Source organism: Sporosarcina sp. Y1004, from assembly GCF_057669665.1.
Map to the genome: position 1 here is coordinate 35,617 of NZ_JBYHFQ010000002.1, position 14,952 is coordinate 50,568.

The following is a 14,952-nucleotide window of genomic DNA, read 5'->3' on the forward strand; positions in this document are numbered from 1 at the left end:
GATTATCCCCCAAATTAATATCCCCCGTCTGTATTCGTTTATAAGATTTTGCTATCTCTTTCTTCTATGAATCCTAAAAACCAATCTTGCATTTCACTCTCCGTATCAACAGAATCCAGCAATAATTTTGGTTCGAACGAACAATCATTGAGGGTTGAACTCCCATCAATTATTCCGAGCGTATGTGAAACAGTATCAATCATGGTTTGATTGATTATCGACATTAAAACGCCTTTGTTTTCATCAGATAAACCATCGTACAAACTAATAGCACCTTTCCAATAACTATTTGTTTTAGGAGTAATGTTCGTTGTTTCATATAAATTTTTGTATAGTTCAAGATTCTCTTTTATCTATAGATTCATAAAGTGCTTTAGCAAAAATCTCATTCATGTTCGTATCCTCATTTTTGTATTGAAGTAACCTGCCGCGTTAGTTTAAGTGTAACATTTCACAATGGTTCGCCGAAATCTACTTGATGTTTTGGACGTAAAAAAAAACCATCGAAATGACGGTCTTGTTTAACTAAAGCTACCCGTTAGTTGAAGATGAAAATAGAAATCCCGTTTTAGCTTAAAACGTTGACTAATTCATCTTACCGAAAAACAGTTGTATCCTTTTTTCCAATAACAAGAGATATAATGGCAAAAATGATTAAAAAGAAACCAAGAATGCCATAAGCTCCACCTTCGAATCCTCTAATGTTAACAAAACCAATATAGAAGAGAATTGCAGCGGTTATAATTGCTAGGATTCCAGGCAACATCCTTACAAATAAGGAAAAGCCTTTTTTACTGAACCACCATGTAAGCATCAATATAATAATCCCTGGTATAAGTGCTATCAGGAAAGGTGCTAAAAGCATCATTAAAATCCACCCCTTTGCATTTTTTCAAACATACTCCCTTTATTGCAATAACCTGTCCCTTTACTTTAATACGTTTTACACTGATAGAAGTTCCAATATTAAGTAAATTATCCAGTTATAATCCCCCAAAAATCAATTCCTGCTTATTAAACTAAACTGCCCGTTAGTTGAATATGATTTATTCGTCCTCAAAGTCATCCTCGGTCTCTTCTTCTAAAATTATAATAATAAATCCTTTCAAATTAGGGGCATATTCTTCATGTTCTACATCTTCGTGATACCAAATATAAATCTCATTCTCCATTCTTCCGTTATTTACTTTAAAACATAATTTATCTCCCGAACCATCATCACCGATTGCAATAAGGTCTTTCGACATATCTTCATCTCTGACTTCGGTGTTTTGTCCAACATCATCCCAAGTTTTTTTGGATTTCTAGGGTCTTTAATAGGATATAGTGTCCATTCACCTATTTCTGCATTATTGATTAACTTGAAAAGTTCCTTATAATGTTCTGGGAAGACTGCACCTAACTTATCTCCCCATACGAATCAGTAACCCCTACTTCAAACCAACAAAGCTTTTCTACAGGTAAACGGTATTCGACCGTTTCCGTAGGCAGGTTTTCAATCATCGTTTTACGTTGACCAGGCTTTTGCCACGTCAGAAAGAATACCTAAATAATACGTTAACGCCCACGTTGAAAAGTAGTCATTTTTCATTTTTATGGACAACTGTCTCTCCTCTTTCAAACCCGACTACATATAGTATAAAAAGTAGATAAGGTGTTGAATTGAAAGTGAAGAATACAGTGATAACAATTTTAGGCAGTGGTGGAGGAGTTGCGAAGTCAATACTTTCCATTTTGAATAAGTCAGTGCATGATGAAAAGGATCCCATTCATCACATCATTAAGAGTAGTAGGATTCATTTAGTCGATAACAAACAAAAAGAGGAGGATTACTTTCATAGTTTATTTCCAAACTTGAAAGATCATATCGTGTTGCATCAATTTGATCTTAAAGATAAGGGTAATTTTATCAATCATCTTAAAGATACGAAAACAACCCTTGTTGTTGATGTTTCTTGGGCGGATACGGTTGAAATGTTGCAATGCTGCGATCAACTGGGTGTCAATTATGTCAATACGGCATTAGAAAACACGGAAGTTGATGACAATGAAGACTTGTATGAAGGGTTTGGTTTACTAGAGAGGCTAAGGCATTTAGAAAAGCATAAAGATAACATTTTAAATTCATCTGCCATAATTGGCTCTGGAATGAATCCAGGCGTAGTTCAATGGATGGCGATTGAACTTCTTAAAGGAGATTCTTCGGACGAGCTTCCGTTAGGTTGTTATATTGTAGAGCATGATACTTCATTTTATAAGGACAAGAATGTGGCTAAAGAGAATGTCGTCTATACGACTTGGTCGCCCGAATGTTTTCTGGATGAGGCAATTTTAAGCTATCCAATGTTTATGAAGAATCATATCCCGCTCTTCTTGTACGAAAAGGTGTATGATGTTGAATTTAAGGTGACGCTAGGAGATAAACAGTTTTATGGTTGCTTAATGCCGCATGAAGAGGTATTTACTATGGGCAAGTTATATGACATGGAAGGCGGGTTTTTATATAAGATTAATGACCATACAACAGAGCTGATCCGTGCAAACATCGATGACCTGGATAAAATATGGGATTTTGAAATGAAGGTTCTCGATCCACTTGATGCGCCATTGGAAGGCGAGGATTTAGCGGGGGTACTTCTCGTGTATCAGGACAAGGAACGGTATATGTACAATGTGCTAAGCAATGACTCCATCTTTGCTCAATACAAGACCAATGCCACATACTTTCAGGTAGCTTGCGGTATTTATGCTGCCTTATCCGTCATGCTACTCGATCAAATACCAAAAGGAGCTTATTATGTAGATGAGCTTTTGTTGAAAACGACCAATCATTATGGAGACTATTTGACTTATTACATGACAGATTTTGTAACAGGTGAAAATAAGCATTCAGATGGTCTATTGCATCAGAGAATGAAAAATAATCGAATTTAATTGTTGACGACTAGTCGAATAAGTTTATGTGTCCATGCTTATAGACTAACTCAGATGCCTGACACTGGAGCTTTGGCGCCATGATGTAAGAAATCCCAAACCCCCTTATCTTACAAGACCTTAGAGGCTGCAAGGACAGTTATGACCATATTCCTAATTAATAAGCAATCAGACTTTTATTGTGCAAAGGTCGGGTTGTTTTTTTGCTCCAATTTTTATCTAGAGTGTCAAAATCAATTACTCGATCCATTAAGGCTCCAAGATTTATTGCTCCTTGTTGACTAATCGCTTTTCAGATTAAGTTTTTTTCCCCATTTATATTCTCTTTGATAAAGTATTAATGATCGCAGCTAGCATAGGTACTCATACAAGTAGAAATAAAACCCCTTTACATTGTTGAAATGAAAGGGGCTGCACAAAAAACAATTGTTACGTATACTTCCTTTTAATCTTTGATTCTACGTAAGCGTCAAGAAGCTGTAACGCATTGGCCAATTGAAGAAAGAAAGGGTTTGTTAAATGAAGTTATTTCAGTAATCGATTTACAATACATAAATCTAGTTCCTTATGTATTAGGTGAAGGTGAGCAACTATTTAATGTTATAAAAGAAAACAAAATGGAAGGTGTCATTGCTAAACGAGTAGGTAGTCTCTATTCGCCAGGCACACGTTCAGATGATTGGCGAAAAATCATTAATTGGAGTTATCATGATGTGATTGTTTCGAAGGTTACGCATGGCCCTCTCACTGTTCAGCTGCAAAGTTTAGAGGGTGACTATCCTTCTGAATAAAGAATTGACCTCTCCTATTCATAGGAATAGGTAAGGCTTTGAAGTTATCGCCACCTTTTCCCCTCCTTCACACCGTACGTGCGACTTTCACCGCATACGGCGTTCCAACTAATCCAATTCAATTAATCATCGACACTTCTGATATAACAATATAGTCCAGGTGTCTCAATTCTTCCGTTTCAATAAGTCGGTGCCTCCCTTGGGAGGTGAACCTCTTTTAGTCTCACGAGAACCTTATTAACCGGTAAAGATTTGCCTTGCATGATTAAGTGATTCTTCATTAGTCTAGTGGCTATCCCTCCATGTGTATTAGACATTTCATCGGTACTGTACCACCACTTTCACTGATATAAAAATAAGTTATACAATAACTAGTCTCATTATTGTTTTCCTTATTACCATTTCTTCGGGAGTAAGCCCTCCGCGTTATCAGCTTACAACGTTGAATTATATCTATTATAGAATGAACTTAGATGTTTCCTGTGAGCCTGTTAGCTATGCATATGCCTGTAACATAAGGTGGATTTTCATATTAGTTATTCTTACTCGTCCACAACTAACCTCACATTAAGTGAGATACACATTTCTATGTATTGCAGGTCTAGACCCGTACATTCGGAAATTCGTCAGCTTACCAATATCTTGTTTTGTGGCATATAGCATTCTCACCATATTCATTCAACTCAAGCATCATGATTTACACCACCCCCTCGGGTAGGATTTCGTCAGCCGTTACACTGTTACGGTAAATTCTCACGCCTTTTTGCCGAGCTTATAACACTATTATCCTTACTAAATCCAGTGCTAATCGACTAAGAGAGAGCCCTTCAAGACGTTACTCTGTCATTTGACTCTTCGATATAATCCTTCAGTTCCAATGGAACTGTCTAGCCTTTACCTGAGAGATGTGACCATCCCCAATTTAAGCTAGAAACATTTCGCACAACTAACCTGCCCGTTAGTTCAATAAGAAAAATGGTTATTCTAAATACTCACTAGCTAGATTAGGGTTTAGGTACCTAGCCATTCCTGTTTTAGTTCTCTTTAATCCCAACTTCTTATAAAAATCCGCATTTCCAGTTGTAGAGATTAAGTGAACGCACGAAATATTATTTAGTTTAGCAAGTAAATACTCCATAATTTGTCTCGCTATCCCTTGTTTTTGGAATTCTGGATGTACTAAAACGTCATATATAGCAGCATTAAAAACTCCATCTGTCATAGCTCTGCCAAAACCCACAATTTGTCCATTTACTGTGACAAAAGCACTGACATTACTTGCTTCGAATACTTGTTTTATTATCTCCTTTGTATGTTTTGTCCACCCAACAGAAGCATATATCTCTTTCATTCCATCAAGATCTACTTTAGAAAAATCGCTATGTATTCTCAAATCCACAATACCCCTCCTTAGAATACTATGAGTATTTCTACATTATTCTTGCTTGCTCCTTGTTCAACTAAACTGCTTCGTTAGTTCCAGAAGGAATTCGATTTCTGAACGGGCTTGCATAGTTTATACACACCAGGTTAGCATAACACCAGTTCACGGAAGTATTTTACTCCATTACTCTATAAGCGAAAGCTGCCATGTAAAGGCAGCTTTCAGCTCAATAAACTCTAATTATTTCACTTGTACTTCATCCTTAAGTAACCATTTAAACCATCTTCCGTGACCATCTGTTTCAGCAATCGTTTGTTTATATTCCACACCATTTAAATAATAATCAAGGTGTAAATATTTGTCCTGAACATTATTATAGATATGAAAAACATCCCTGTTCTTTCCAATTGATTCTATTATATTTAATAATGATTTTCTTGTCTCTATCGACATTTGATTAGCTACGTGAGTATGATAAATACAAACTGTATTTCCAAATGGCACATCATCAACGAACTCACTTAATAAAGCAACTCCATCTCCATTAACTAATTGAACGGGATATTCTTTAATATAATTAGCAGCTTTTTCAAACATGATTAGTCTATCTTTGTGTTCAGTCCAAATTAAAGACTTTAACCACAAATATTCTTCCTCATCGTTTAAATCGACAGTATTTAAATCAATACCAATTCTTGTTGTCACTGGTGGGGAAGTTGATTGTAAAATTGGTGTTGTATCACTTTTTAATTCGGATGTAATGTTTAGTGCAGAACCTATGTTACCAACAACTTCATTTGTGTTGTATGTATATGAATACTTATCCCACAGTAGTTGCAACCCCGCACTAGTTCCAATTTCAATGAGTGCCAATGGCTTTTTAGTCTTTTCGTAAATAAAGCTAAAGACTGGATAAAGGTAAGCACATCTTCGTACTTCATTCGTCTGAACAAGTTTAGTTTGTAAGATATTGATGATTTCATTTTTATTAATTAGGCAAAATTCTTTGAAGTATTCAAATGATTCTTTGTAATGCTGAGGTTTAATCGCTAGACTAGGATAAAATTCTTTTAACTTGTGTTCTTTTCCTTTAAGCAGAAGGTAATGTACAGCACCGAAAAGTAAATTTGGTACTGGTTGACCACTGCTAGCGTTATTACATAACTCTAATAACTCGTCATCTTTTGCGATTTCTAATGCTAAGTATTCATATAACATACTAGAGCCTTTACACTCATTTTCAGCAAAATCCGTAAATCTTTGAGATAACACATCCATACCTAACATAATATCCCTCCAGCAAATCGATTTGTCTTTTTAGTTATTTTTTCAATAACCTTATTATTTCCTTCTTTCGGCAAATCCTTACGCAACTAAACTGCCCGTTAGTGAAACAACTATAAACTCTCTGGTAAGTGACTATTCCACTTCCCTACCTCTCATAGGACCTTTAATTAGCAAAACTTCCTTTTGGTCGTTGAGTACAATAGTTGCAGCCGAAACAAAGTGTTTAGAAGGTGTATAAATATGTGATTTGTTTTGTCCCAAAGGCATTGCCCCCTTTTTTGTGTAAAGCTTACTCCATTAAATGGCCCGATTGTTGAACACAAGTTTAACAATACTCTTCAACTATCCTGCCAGTTAAATTAAGCGCAAACTTTAACATAAATATCCAATTATATTTATAGTAATTATTTCACAAACTGGGCCTGTAATGGAGTATCATGACTGGATCTTTATAAAATAATGATCACAGACGACCTGATCGATTCGATGATGACGATAAAAGTTAAGATAAAAGAGATTTCATTGAATTAAGCTTTAACTCATAAGAAGAAACCCCTGAAACGTTTTAATATCAGGGGTTTCTTCTTATTCTTCCGGTTCTTATGCAAATTGATGGTAGGTACTATACTCCTGGGCAGATTATTTTTAAGACAAAAATGAAACTATGGCGAAATTAAGAGGCAATTAAAATATAAAATGATGAAAAAACAGGATATTCCGTGAGAAACTGAATCATTTTCTTTAGAATAGAATTATAGCTAAAAGTGGAGGTGACGTGATCTTGAATTTTAAAGAGAATTCAAAAAAATTATATCGACAGCGAGCGACCTGCTGAAAGATGAAAAGAACAGGGAAAAGGCGAAAAGTATTGTTTCTTCAGCCTTGAAACAAAAAAAAATGAAAAAAATTAGGAACGGTATAGAAAAATCATAATTCCGTTATAGAATCATGCTTTATTTTGTTATGCCAGGAGGCTGCATTCAGCTGCAGGGACACCCTTTTGCATCCGTTAGTGCAATAAGAAAAATACTTGAATAGCCATTCTTATTCGTCCCAAAAATCATTATCTATTGCATTTTCTATCTCATCTAAGAAAAACTCATAAAAATTAGGCTTAGAAAGATAGATGGCAGATTCAAATGGACTCCAGTTCACAACCGGACATTCTCCATCTTGTAGATTATTTGTATCTAAACAGTAACCATACTCATCACACCAATAGATCATGACAAACTCATTCGGCATTGAGGCAAACCGTTGTTTATAGGAATGAATCATTTCACAATTACTAAATTCAAAACCATTTCCTCCACCACCGTATTCATCTAAAAACCATTTATAACTTTCTGGAAGTGTCACCCCTAATAATTTTTCCGTTTTCTTAATTTCTTCATAATTTATGCTTCCAAAAAAATTCTTCCTCTGGTCATATTGATTAATAAGTTTATTTATTTTTAATTGATACAATTTTATTCAACCTTTCGCGATTCTTTAATACTAATACATTCATAATGTTCTTTATTTTATTTGTATTTTCTTTCTTAAACAAACCCCCCGTTAGTTGAACAAGAACAGAGCATTGTTCTTTATTCGTTCTTATTCATACGAATACCTCTATAATTCGTAAAGCATCTTTAAGAGTCTTTATAAGGTACGATTGCATAAATAATTCATCACTTTTTTTATTTATTTCAATTTTATGGACATAATATTCTTAACGATTAATAAAAAGGATGTTGTTAATGGGCAGGAATAATACAAGAAAGCTTAGATGGACTAATCAGTCTGATACATCCTCAACAATTATTATTCAATGTGTGGTCATATTAATCTTCGGTATAACCGTACCTCCTAAAATCAATTCGATTCAAGATGATTTGACTTATACATCTTTAGCTTTAGTCATCCTCGTTGCAATCAATGTTAGCTTGTTTCGAAATATGGGACTACATAAAGCCTTTCAAAGTTCACGTCGAATCCAATACTGGAAATTAAAACAGAAAAGTGTCTTTGTTCTATACCTCTTTTTAATGGTCTTAATGATCGATAAAACATTTCCACATGTAATACTTTTATGCTGCTTAGTTTTCCTCTTGGGTTTACTTTACATTGTCATTCGAAAAGGATGGAATAGATTCAAAAATGTCAATTCCGTGTTTCCTCCTTCGGATGGTAATCACGAATCGTTATTTTAGTAAAAAGAACTCATGTACAGCTAATCCACCACCACGCAAGTGAGCAAGAAGAAAACTTTACGCAATATTGCAGGCTATTATTCAGGTGTTTTAAAGGAACTGATTGATAAGTCTTTATTTGCTGATGCTTTTATGGATTATGATGTCCCAGTTGAGCTATTATGCATTTATTAAAATTGGACAAATTAAAAAGCCGACAATTAATGTCAGCCATCATAAGTAACAAGTGTTTTTTCAAGCTGATTTTTTCAAAGCTTTAAATGAACTGGCTACAAAAATGAGATTACAGCGTTTTATTCAACAGAGCGTATGTAACCGGAAGTAGGCTGATAAGAATTCCTTAGGTTACTGCAGAAATCAGAAGGCTCAAAGGTGAAATGCAACCCTTTAGACGATCATTCTGTGGCACATCAAATCACCGTCCGCCTCCTTTATTTTTATGTTATGAAAAAAGCACCTCCGTAGAGATGCTTCTAGCAAACCTTTATTTAATGCTCGTATTGCCAAATCTTCGAATATCTCACCTTTTTCCTCTTGTATACTGAATCTCATCATTCTAATTGACTGTGACCTGTAGACTCCATAGAGCCTTCCTGCAAGCTTCGTATCTTCCCCGACCGTTGATTTCAATAGTGACTTAAAGCGCTCGTAAAGCGTCCGTGACAGCTCTGGGCGATACGTATCATGTAATGATGCATTTTTGTCATTAGCTATTAAAGATTTAAAAGATAACGGTTCGTTTTCTGATTTATTCCCTTGATGGATTGGTGCATCTACCTCCCTCGCAACTACCCGAGTATTCATTTCCGACTGTTCACTTTTAGGTTTTACTGGAAGAATGACATAGATATTAGCTCCGAATCCCTTTAGAACTCTACGAATAAATTTAACTCGTTCAATGATGCCTAATTTTTCAAGTTTAACAATTGAACGTCTAATAGTAGATATTGACTTATGCAATGCGCTTGCAATCGTTATATGCTTTAAATGTGCCGCTCCATGCTTTACAGAATAACGTCTAACCATACCTAATACCGCTCTATCAGATGAATTCAGTTGATTCCAGTTGGAAGTGATATGTTGATTAGCCGCATTGTCCATTTCATGCTTGTCTTTAAAGCGTGCATAGTTTGATAGATAGATTGTCATATAGATTGCTCCCTTTTATTAAAGGAGCACCCACTTGTTTATAGGCGTAGTTAAACAAGCCTTGTCTAATCATATTTTTTTTTGATATGATAGTAGGCAATACAAAAGAGTGCTCTTTTTACTTATAGTTGAGTGCTTCATTCAGTTGTGAGAACTGAAACGGTTTTACATGAGCTTAGGGTGCGCTAACACCTATAGGCTCTTTTTTGTGTTTAAATATCCAAATTGGATAGTGGAGAATGCTTCTTATACTTCTGCATGATTTCCTTATCGGCAAAATCGAGGTAAATTTGTGACGTTATTTCCAAGCTGGCGTGACCCAAAAGACTGGATAAAGTTGCCAAATCTCCGCCATTCATTAGATAGCGCTTGGCGAAATTATTTCTTAGTAAATGCGGTGTTACCTGCAAACCCACATCTTTACTCCTCAATCTGAATGACCTCTCAACTCCCTCTATTTTGCGCCTGTTTCCATGAAGGGTTGGGAATACAAAATCGGTATCAGAATAGCGGTCCTTGTAATCTAACCAAGATTTAGGATGTCTTCTAGTTTTATCTGAAAAATAGACAAAGCGTTGTTTGTTATTTTTTGTTTCTCTGAGTAAAATGGCGTTTGCTCGGACATCAATATCTGACGGAACAATTGCAAGTAGCTCAGAAATTCGGCAACCAGTGTCAAAAATCACCCTAGCAATAATCCAATCACGATATTGATCAAACTTGGAAACATCGAATGCACGGAAGAACTGTTTCAATTCGTTATCTTCAAGCATGATTTTCGCTTTACGCTCTGGTTTCACGTTTCGAACTGTCTTCATTGGATTCTTACGAATAATACGCTCAGCTTCTAAATGACCATAAAAGGCTTTTATGTTCCGTGTGTAGTTCGCAATCGTTGTCTGTGTGACTGGTTTCCCAAAGTCTTGTCTACGCTCAGGATAGTTGACTGGCTTTAATGCTGAAGTGACTTCATACTTTCCTCGTTCCGCTAAACTTCTCATGTATGCTCGCAAATGTTCCGCAGTCACTTCCTTATGTGACAAAATTTTAAAAGTGTCATCCATATACCTAGCAAATAGTTTTAACGTCTGTTCATATGACTTCATTGTTTTTGGAGATAACCCCTTTGCAGCACAATCCAGCATGTATCTATCTATTTCAATATCAAAATCAGACAAAAAAAAACGCCTCCTCATACGAATTAAATCTCCGTAAAGAATGCGTTTCTATATCCACATTACCTATTTAACTTAATTGCTTCATACCCATAGTTTGTCGGTGATAGTTCTGCAACTCTCACAATAAAACGCTTTCATACCAACAATCAGCTCGCCATATGTTCAAGTCGAATCTTATCGGCAATCATTGCGATGAACTCTGAATTAGTGGGTTTACTTTTCAAGTGGTGCACAGTATAACCAAACATTTTGGATATTACATCATAGTTACCGCGGTTCCAAGCTACTTCTATTGCGTGACGAATTGCCCGTTCGACCCGGGACGCAGTCGTATTGTACTTTTTAGCAATCTCTGGATATAGCACTTTTGTTACAGACCCTAGTAAATCCACGTCGGTGTACACCATTTGAATCGCCTCACGAATAAATGCATAGCCTTTAATATGAGCAGGCACACCAATTTCTTTGATAATTGCTGTAATTGTTGTATCCAAGACTTTTTGACTTACAGCTCCAGACGTAACTTCCCCAACGGATTGAGTTTGTGGAGCAATGGGTTTCCTCGTTCCTGCTACTTGGAAAATTTGGTTAGCTAGTCTATCAAACTCAAATGGTTTAAGCATAAAGTAGGAAGCGCCAAGACTTGCCGCTTGTGTCATTACATCTTCCTGGCCAAATGCGGTAAGCATGATAATATGCAAATCAGCAATTTTTGCATTGCCACTTAACGTTTCAAGCACTGCAATACCATCAAGATGTGGCATAATGATATCAAGTAATAGGACATCCGGCGTTTTTTCTTCTAACATTGTTAAGCATACTTTACCGTTATGTGCCGTCCAAATTACTTCTATTTCGGGGTGCCTTTCAAAATATGCCACCATCGTTTTCACAAGTTCCTTGTTATCGTCAGCAATCGCTACTTTCAGTTTATCCATCTCATTTCCCCCTTGTACTATTATGACGGCCTCGTTCCCTAAATATTAACAACTATATGTTAACTGCACAAGGGAATTTTCGACGAATAGTGAAACAAACCTCTATTTTTCAGTGTAAATGAACCTTCTGGCATATGCTTTCCCCATATTTCGACGCGTTTTTATGTTTTCTGAATTTTTGTCAAAAAATTTTACCCGACTGCTAAAAAAAGGTCAACCAGAAACTGGTTGACCTTTTTTTACTTTTCACCAATTCTCATCTTTTCCAAAAAAAGAGCCGCTCCTTTTTTAGGGTCGTCGACAAACATATGCGTTACAGCACCTGCAAATTGGCCATTCTGAATAACAGGGCTTCCACTCATTCCCTGTAAGATTCCGCCAGTAGCTTTTAGTAATTTTTCATCTGTTAAAATGAAATGGAACTGATCTTGTTCAACTTCAGTAATGCTAATGGAAAATGACTCGACTGCTGTTCCTTTTATGGTCGTGTAAATTTCAGCCGGTCCTACTTCCACTTCACTGGAATGCATAATCTGTAGAGGTTTGGCCAACACTTCCTTATATGTGCTGTTCCACGATCCGAATATTCCGTATATCCCATTTATTCGAATCGAGCCTAACATATCTTTGTCATCTACAATCGTCGAGATCTTATAGCCCGGAATACCCGGTACACTTTTTTTAATCTGATCGATTTCCGAAAGATAAATCGATCCTGATTTAAAAGAAGGCGGTGTTTTCAAGGCACTATCAATAATCTGATGACCTAGAGCGCCGTATGTTCCATTGTTCTGGTCGACATAAGTCAGGGTTCCTGTTCCTTCCGTCCGATCTTTTAGGAATGGAAGGAGACGTTTTATCGCCTCGCCATCTGCTAGGATTTGGAGCTCATTACCACCTCGGGAGACATGTAAAACGACTTCCTTCTTACTACGCAATGACGATGAGGATTTTTCGAATTCGCGTAAGGAACCAATTATTACACCTTCTATTTGTCCGATTAGATCACCTGCCTTCAACCAATTATCCTTCCTAATCATGACATCATTCGTGATATACACTCCAGACAAATCCATTTTAATACCAATTGATTGCCCCATGGGTATCAACGATTCGTCTTTTGCGAATGCCGCATCTGTCGTGAATGGCATGAAAAGAAAAATCACAGACAACGAAACGGCTAACTTGAACTGTCTACTCCATCCCATATTTCACCTCCCTAAATAAGATACTGTTGGTATGGTCGTTCAGAGGAATCTTATGAAAGGGTAAATCAAGCAAAAATGAAAATCAACTTCCTTTTTGGTCCTACTAATAAGTAGTGCTGGGAAATTTAAAAAAATGACCAAGAAACACGCATAATGTATTATGCGTGTTTCTTGGTTATCTAAACGACTTTTTACGTTCGACAGCTAATTTTAACAACTCTTCTGCATGGCTCAATGTTAGAGGAGTTATTTCTGCCCCAGATAACATTCTGGACATTTCTTCCGTTCTATCCGATTCAATAACATTTTGGACTTCAGTTCTAGTTCTGTCACTTTTTACATCTTTTTTAATAAGGTAATGGTAATCAGCCATAGCGGCAACTTGTGGTAAATGTGAAATACAAAGTACCTGAGAATGGGTAGCAATCATGGCAATTTTCTCCGCAATCGCTTGAGCAACACGTCCACTTACACCTGTGTCTACTTCGTCAAAAATAAGTGAAGTTACTCCTTGATGTTTTGAAAAAATCGTTTTCAAAGCCAACATGATACGTGAAATTTCACCGCCAGAGGCAACCTTAACTAATGGTTTCAGTGGCTCACCCACATTCGTCGAAATAAGAAATGCCACATCGTCATATCCGTTTGAATCAAAAGTACCAGGCAATTTTCTTGTTATATCCACTTTGAAAGATGCTTTTCCCATATGTAGTTGTTGTAGCTGTTCCATAATCGCTTTTTCTAAGTGATGGGAATAATTTAGGCGAATAATTGATAGTTCTTCCGCTTCAACTTCCAGGTCTTTCAATAGTTGATCAAGTTTTTCCTGTTCTGCCGCAAGTCGTTCATCCCTGCTTACTAAACTTTCTAGATCATCAGCTATTTTATCGCGATACAATAATATATCTTCAATTGTCTTACCATATTTTCTTTTAAGTGAGGTATGAAGGGCCAGACGCTCTTCAACTATTTCGAGTCTTGCAGGATCAAATTCCATATCATCAAGTATGTTTTTTAATTCATGTGACGTATCTTGCAGTGAATAGAAACTTGATGCGATTATTTCCGCATGGGGTTTCAATGTTTTATCTACTGAAGCTGCATCTTCGATATCACTCATAGCTGATCCAACCCAATCTAGTGCATGCGTGTCTCCGCTAATTGAAACGTACGCTGTATTCAGTCGCTCATATAATCGAGTATAATTTTGAAGTTTTTGTTTCTCGGCTTCAAGTTTATCCTCTTCACCAATTATGAGGGTTGCTGCATCAATTTCTTTTAATTGAAATGAATACAGATCAATACGCTGTGCAACTTGTTGTTCATTTTCGTCAGCCTTTTCAAGCTTCCGTTTCAGTTTTCGATAGCTTTCAAATATCTCAGAATAATTTACATAAGCAAGGTCGAATTTTTCTCCCGCAAAATGATCGAGTAAATGAATATGTCTTCTTTCATGCATCAATTCCTGATTTTCATGTTGCCCATGAATGTCAATCAATTGCGAACCTATTTCTCTCAAAATAGCAATGGTTACGAGTTTTCCATTGACACGGCAAACTGTTTTTCCGTTCGAATTGAGGTCACGCCGCAAAATGACAATGCCGTCTTGGACGTCAATGCCGAAATCAGCTAACTTACCGATAATTGGATGATCATTATCTTCAATTGTAAAAAGCCCTTCCAACTCAGCTTTTGTCGAACCATGGCGGATAAACTCCTGCGATCCTCTTCCACCCGCCAGCAGTTGCACAGCATCGATAATAATTGATTTCCCTGCACCTGTTTCCCCAGTCAATACAGTTAAACCATCGTTGAAAGTAACTTCTAGGTTTTCTATGATTGCGAAGTTTTTAATGGAGATTTCACTTAACAATTACCATCACCTCTT

At 36.4% G+C, this 14,952-nt stretch carries 12 protein-coding genes and 2 pseudogenes; 2 read left to right on the plus strand and 12 right to left on the minus strand.

All coding sequences use genetic code 11. From position 1 onward, the window contains the following. Positions 1 to 38: 38 nt before the first annotated feature. From AC25Y6_RS01785 to AC25Y6_RS01795, 3 genes and pseudogenes are all read right to left on the minus strand, one after another. The gene (locus tag AC25Y6_RS01785; protein ID WP_488141885.1) at positions 39 to 263 is read right to left on the minus strand and encodes a hypothetical protein; all 225 of its coding nucleotides are present in this window, start codon (positions 261 to 263) and stop codon (positions 39 to 41) included. 332 nt (positions 264 to 595) lie between these two features. Then, positions 596 to 868 carry a YesK family protein gene (locus AC25Y6_RS01790; protein WP_488141886.1) on the minus strand — a complete coding sequence of 91 codons (273 nt, stop codon included), beginning with the start codon at positions 866 to 868 and terminating at the stop codon, positions 596 to 598. A gap of 178 nt (positions 869 to 1,046) precedes the next feature. Next, positions 1,047 to 1,408 (minus strand): annotated as a pseudogene (locus AC25Y6_RS01795) (SMI1/KNR4 family protein); the annotation flags it as partial. Positions 1,409 to 1,668: 260 nt separating this feature from the next. On the opposite strand from AC25Y6_RS01795, the gene AC25Y6_RS01800 reads away from it, so the two are divergent. Together AC25Y6_RS01800 and AC25Y6_RS01805 are read left to right on the plus strand one after the other, a co-directional pair. Continuing rightward, entirely contained in the window at positions 1,669 to 2,934 is a 1,266-nt protein-coding gene (locus AC25Y6_RS01800; RefSeq protein ID WP_488141887.1) for an S-adenosylmethionine decarboxylase related protein, read from the plus strand. A gap of 452 nt (positions 2,935 to 3,386) precedes the next feature. Then, positions 3,387 to 3,725, plus strand: a complete 339-nt coding sequence (locus tag AC25Y6_RS01805) for an ATP-dependent DNA ligase (protein ID WP_488141888.1) — start codon at positions 3,387 to 3,389, stop codon at positions 3,723 to 3,725. A 979-nt stretch (positions 3,726 to 4,704) separates the two neighbouring features. Here the strand turns inward: AC25Y6_RS01805 and AC25Y6_RS01810 are convergent. The 9 genes and pseudogenes from AC25Y6_RS01810 to recN all read right to left on the minus strand — a co-directional run bounded on the left by AC25Y6_RS01810 (position 4,705) and on the right by recN (position 14,937). Continuing rightward, on the minus strand, positions 4,705 to 5,124 hold the full coding sequence (locus AC25Y6_RS01810) for a GNAT family N-acetyltransferase (RefSeq protein WP_488141889.1): 420 nt from the start codon (positions 5,122 to 5,124) through the stop codon (positions 4,705 to 4,707). 225 nt (positions 5,125 to 5,349) lie between these two features. Further along, positions 5,350 to 6,396 carry a DUF2332 domain-containing protein gene (locus AC25Y6_RS01815; protein ID WP_488141890.1) on the minus strand — a complete coding sequence of 349 codons (1,047 nt, stop codon included), beginning with the start codon at positions 6,394 to 6,396 and terminating at the stop codon, positions 5,350 to 5,352. A gap of 138 nt (positions 6,397 to 6,534) precedes the next feature. After that, positions 6,535 to 6,663, minus strand: a pseudogene (locus AC25Y6_RS01820) (NUDIX hydrolase); the annotation flags it as partial. A gap of 777 nt (positions 6,664 to 7,440) precedes the next feature. Further along, positions 7,441 to 7,863 carry an SMI1/KNR4 family protein gene (locus AC25Y6_RS01825; protein WP_482105528.1) on the minus strand — a complete coding sequence of 141 codons (423 nt, stop codon included), beginning with the start codon at positions 7,861 to 7,863 and terminating at the stop codon, positions 7,441 to 7,443. A gap of 1,115 nt (positions 7,864 to 8,978) precedes the next feature. Then, a complete protein-coding gene (locus tag AC25Y6_RS01830) occupies positions 8,979 to 9,740 on the minus strand; it encodes a helix-turn-helix domain-containing protein (RefSeq protein WP_488141891.1) in 762 nt (253 codons plus the stop codon). Positions 9,741 to 9,952: 212 nt separating this feature from the next. Further along, positions 9,953 to 10,918, minus strand: a complete 966-nt coding sequence (locus AC25Y6_RS01835; protein WP_488141892.1) for a tyrosine-type recombinase/integrase — start codon at positions 10,916 to 10,918, stop codon at positions 9,953 to 9,955. 146 nt (positions 10,919 to 11,064) lie between these two features. Beyond that, positions 11,065 to 11,856, minus strand: a complete 792-nt coding sequence (gene spo0A / locus AC25Y6_RS01840) for a sporulation transcription factor Spo0A (protein WP_482103089.1) — start codon at positions 11,854 to 11,856, stop codon at positions 11,065 to 11,067. A 239-nt stretch (positions 11,857 to 12,095) separates the two neighbouring features. Further along, positions 12,096 to 13,064 carry a SpoIVB peptidase S55 domain-containing protein gene (locus tag AC25Y6_RS01845; protein WP_488141893.1) on the minus strand — a complete coding sequence of 323 codons (969 nt, stop codon included), beginning with the start codon at positions 13,062 to 13,064 and terminating at the stop codon, positions 12,096 to 12,098. A 175-nt stretch (positions 13,065 to 13,239) separates the two neighbouring features. Then, positions 13,240 to 14,937, minus strand: a complete 1,698-nt coding sequence (gene recN / locus AC25Y6_RS01850) for a DNA repair protein RecN (protein WP_488141894.1) — start codon at positions 14,935 to 14,937, stop codon at positions 13,240 to 13,242. Positions 14,938 to 14,952: the final 15 nt, after the last annotated feature.

Bases quoted from the DNA above. Each gene is read 5' to 3' on its own strand.
- AC25Y6_RS01815 (WP_488141890.1), bottom strand. From the start codon at position 6,396: ATGTTAGGTATGGATGTGTTATCTCAAAGATTTACGGATTTTGCTGAA.
- spo0A (WP_482103089.1), bottom strand. From the start codon at position 11,856: ATGGATAAACTGAAAGTAGCGATTGCTGACGATAACAAGGAACTTGTG.
- AC25Y6_RS01790 (WP_488141886.1), bottom strand. From the start codon at position 868: ATGATGCTTTTAGCACCTTTCCTGATAGCACTTATACCAGGGATTATT.
- AC25Y6_RS01845 (WP_488141893.1), bottom strand. From the start codon at position 13,064: ATGGGATGGAGTAGACAGTTCAAGTTAGCCGTTTCGTTGTCTGTGATT.
- AC25Y6_RS01830 (WP_488141891.1), bottom strand. From the start codon at position 9,740: ATGACAATCTATCTATCAAACTATGCACGCTTTAAAGACAAGCATGAA.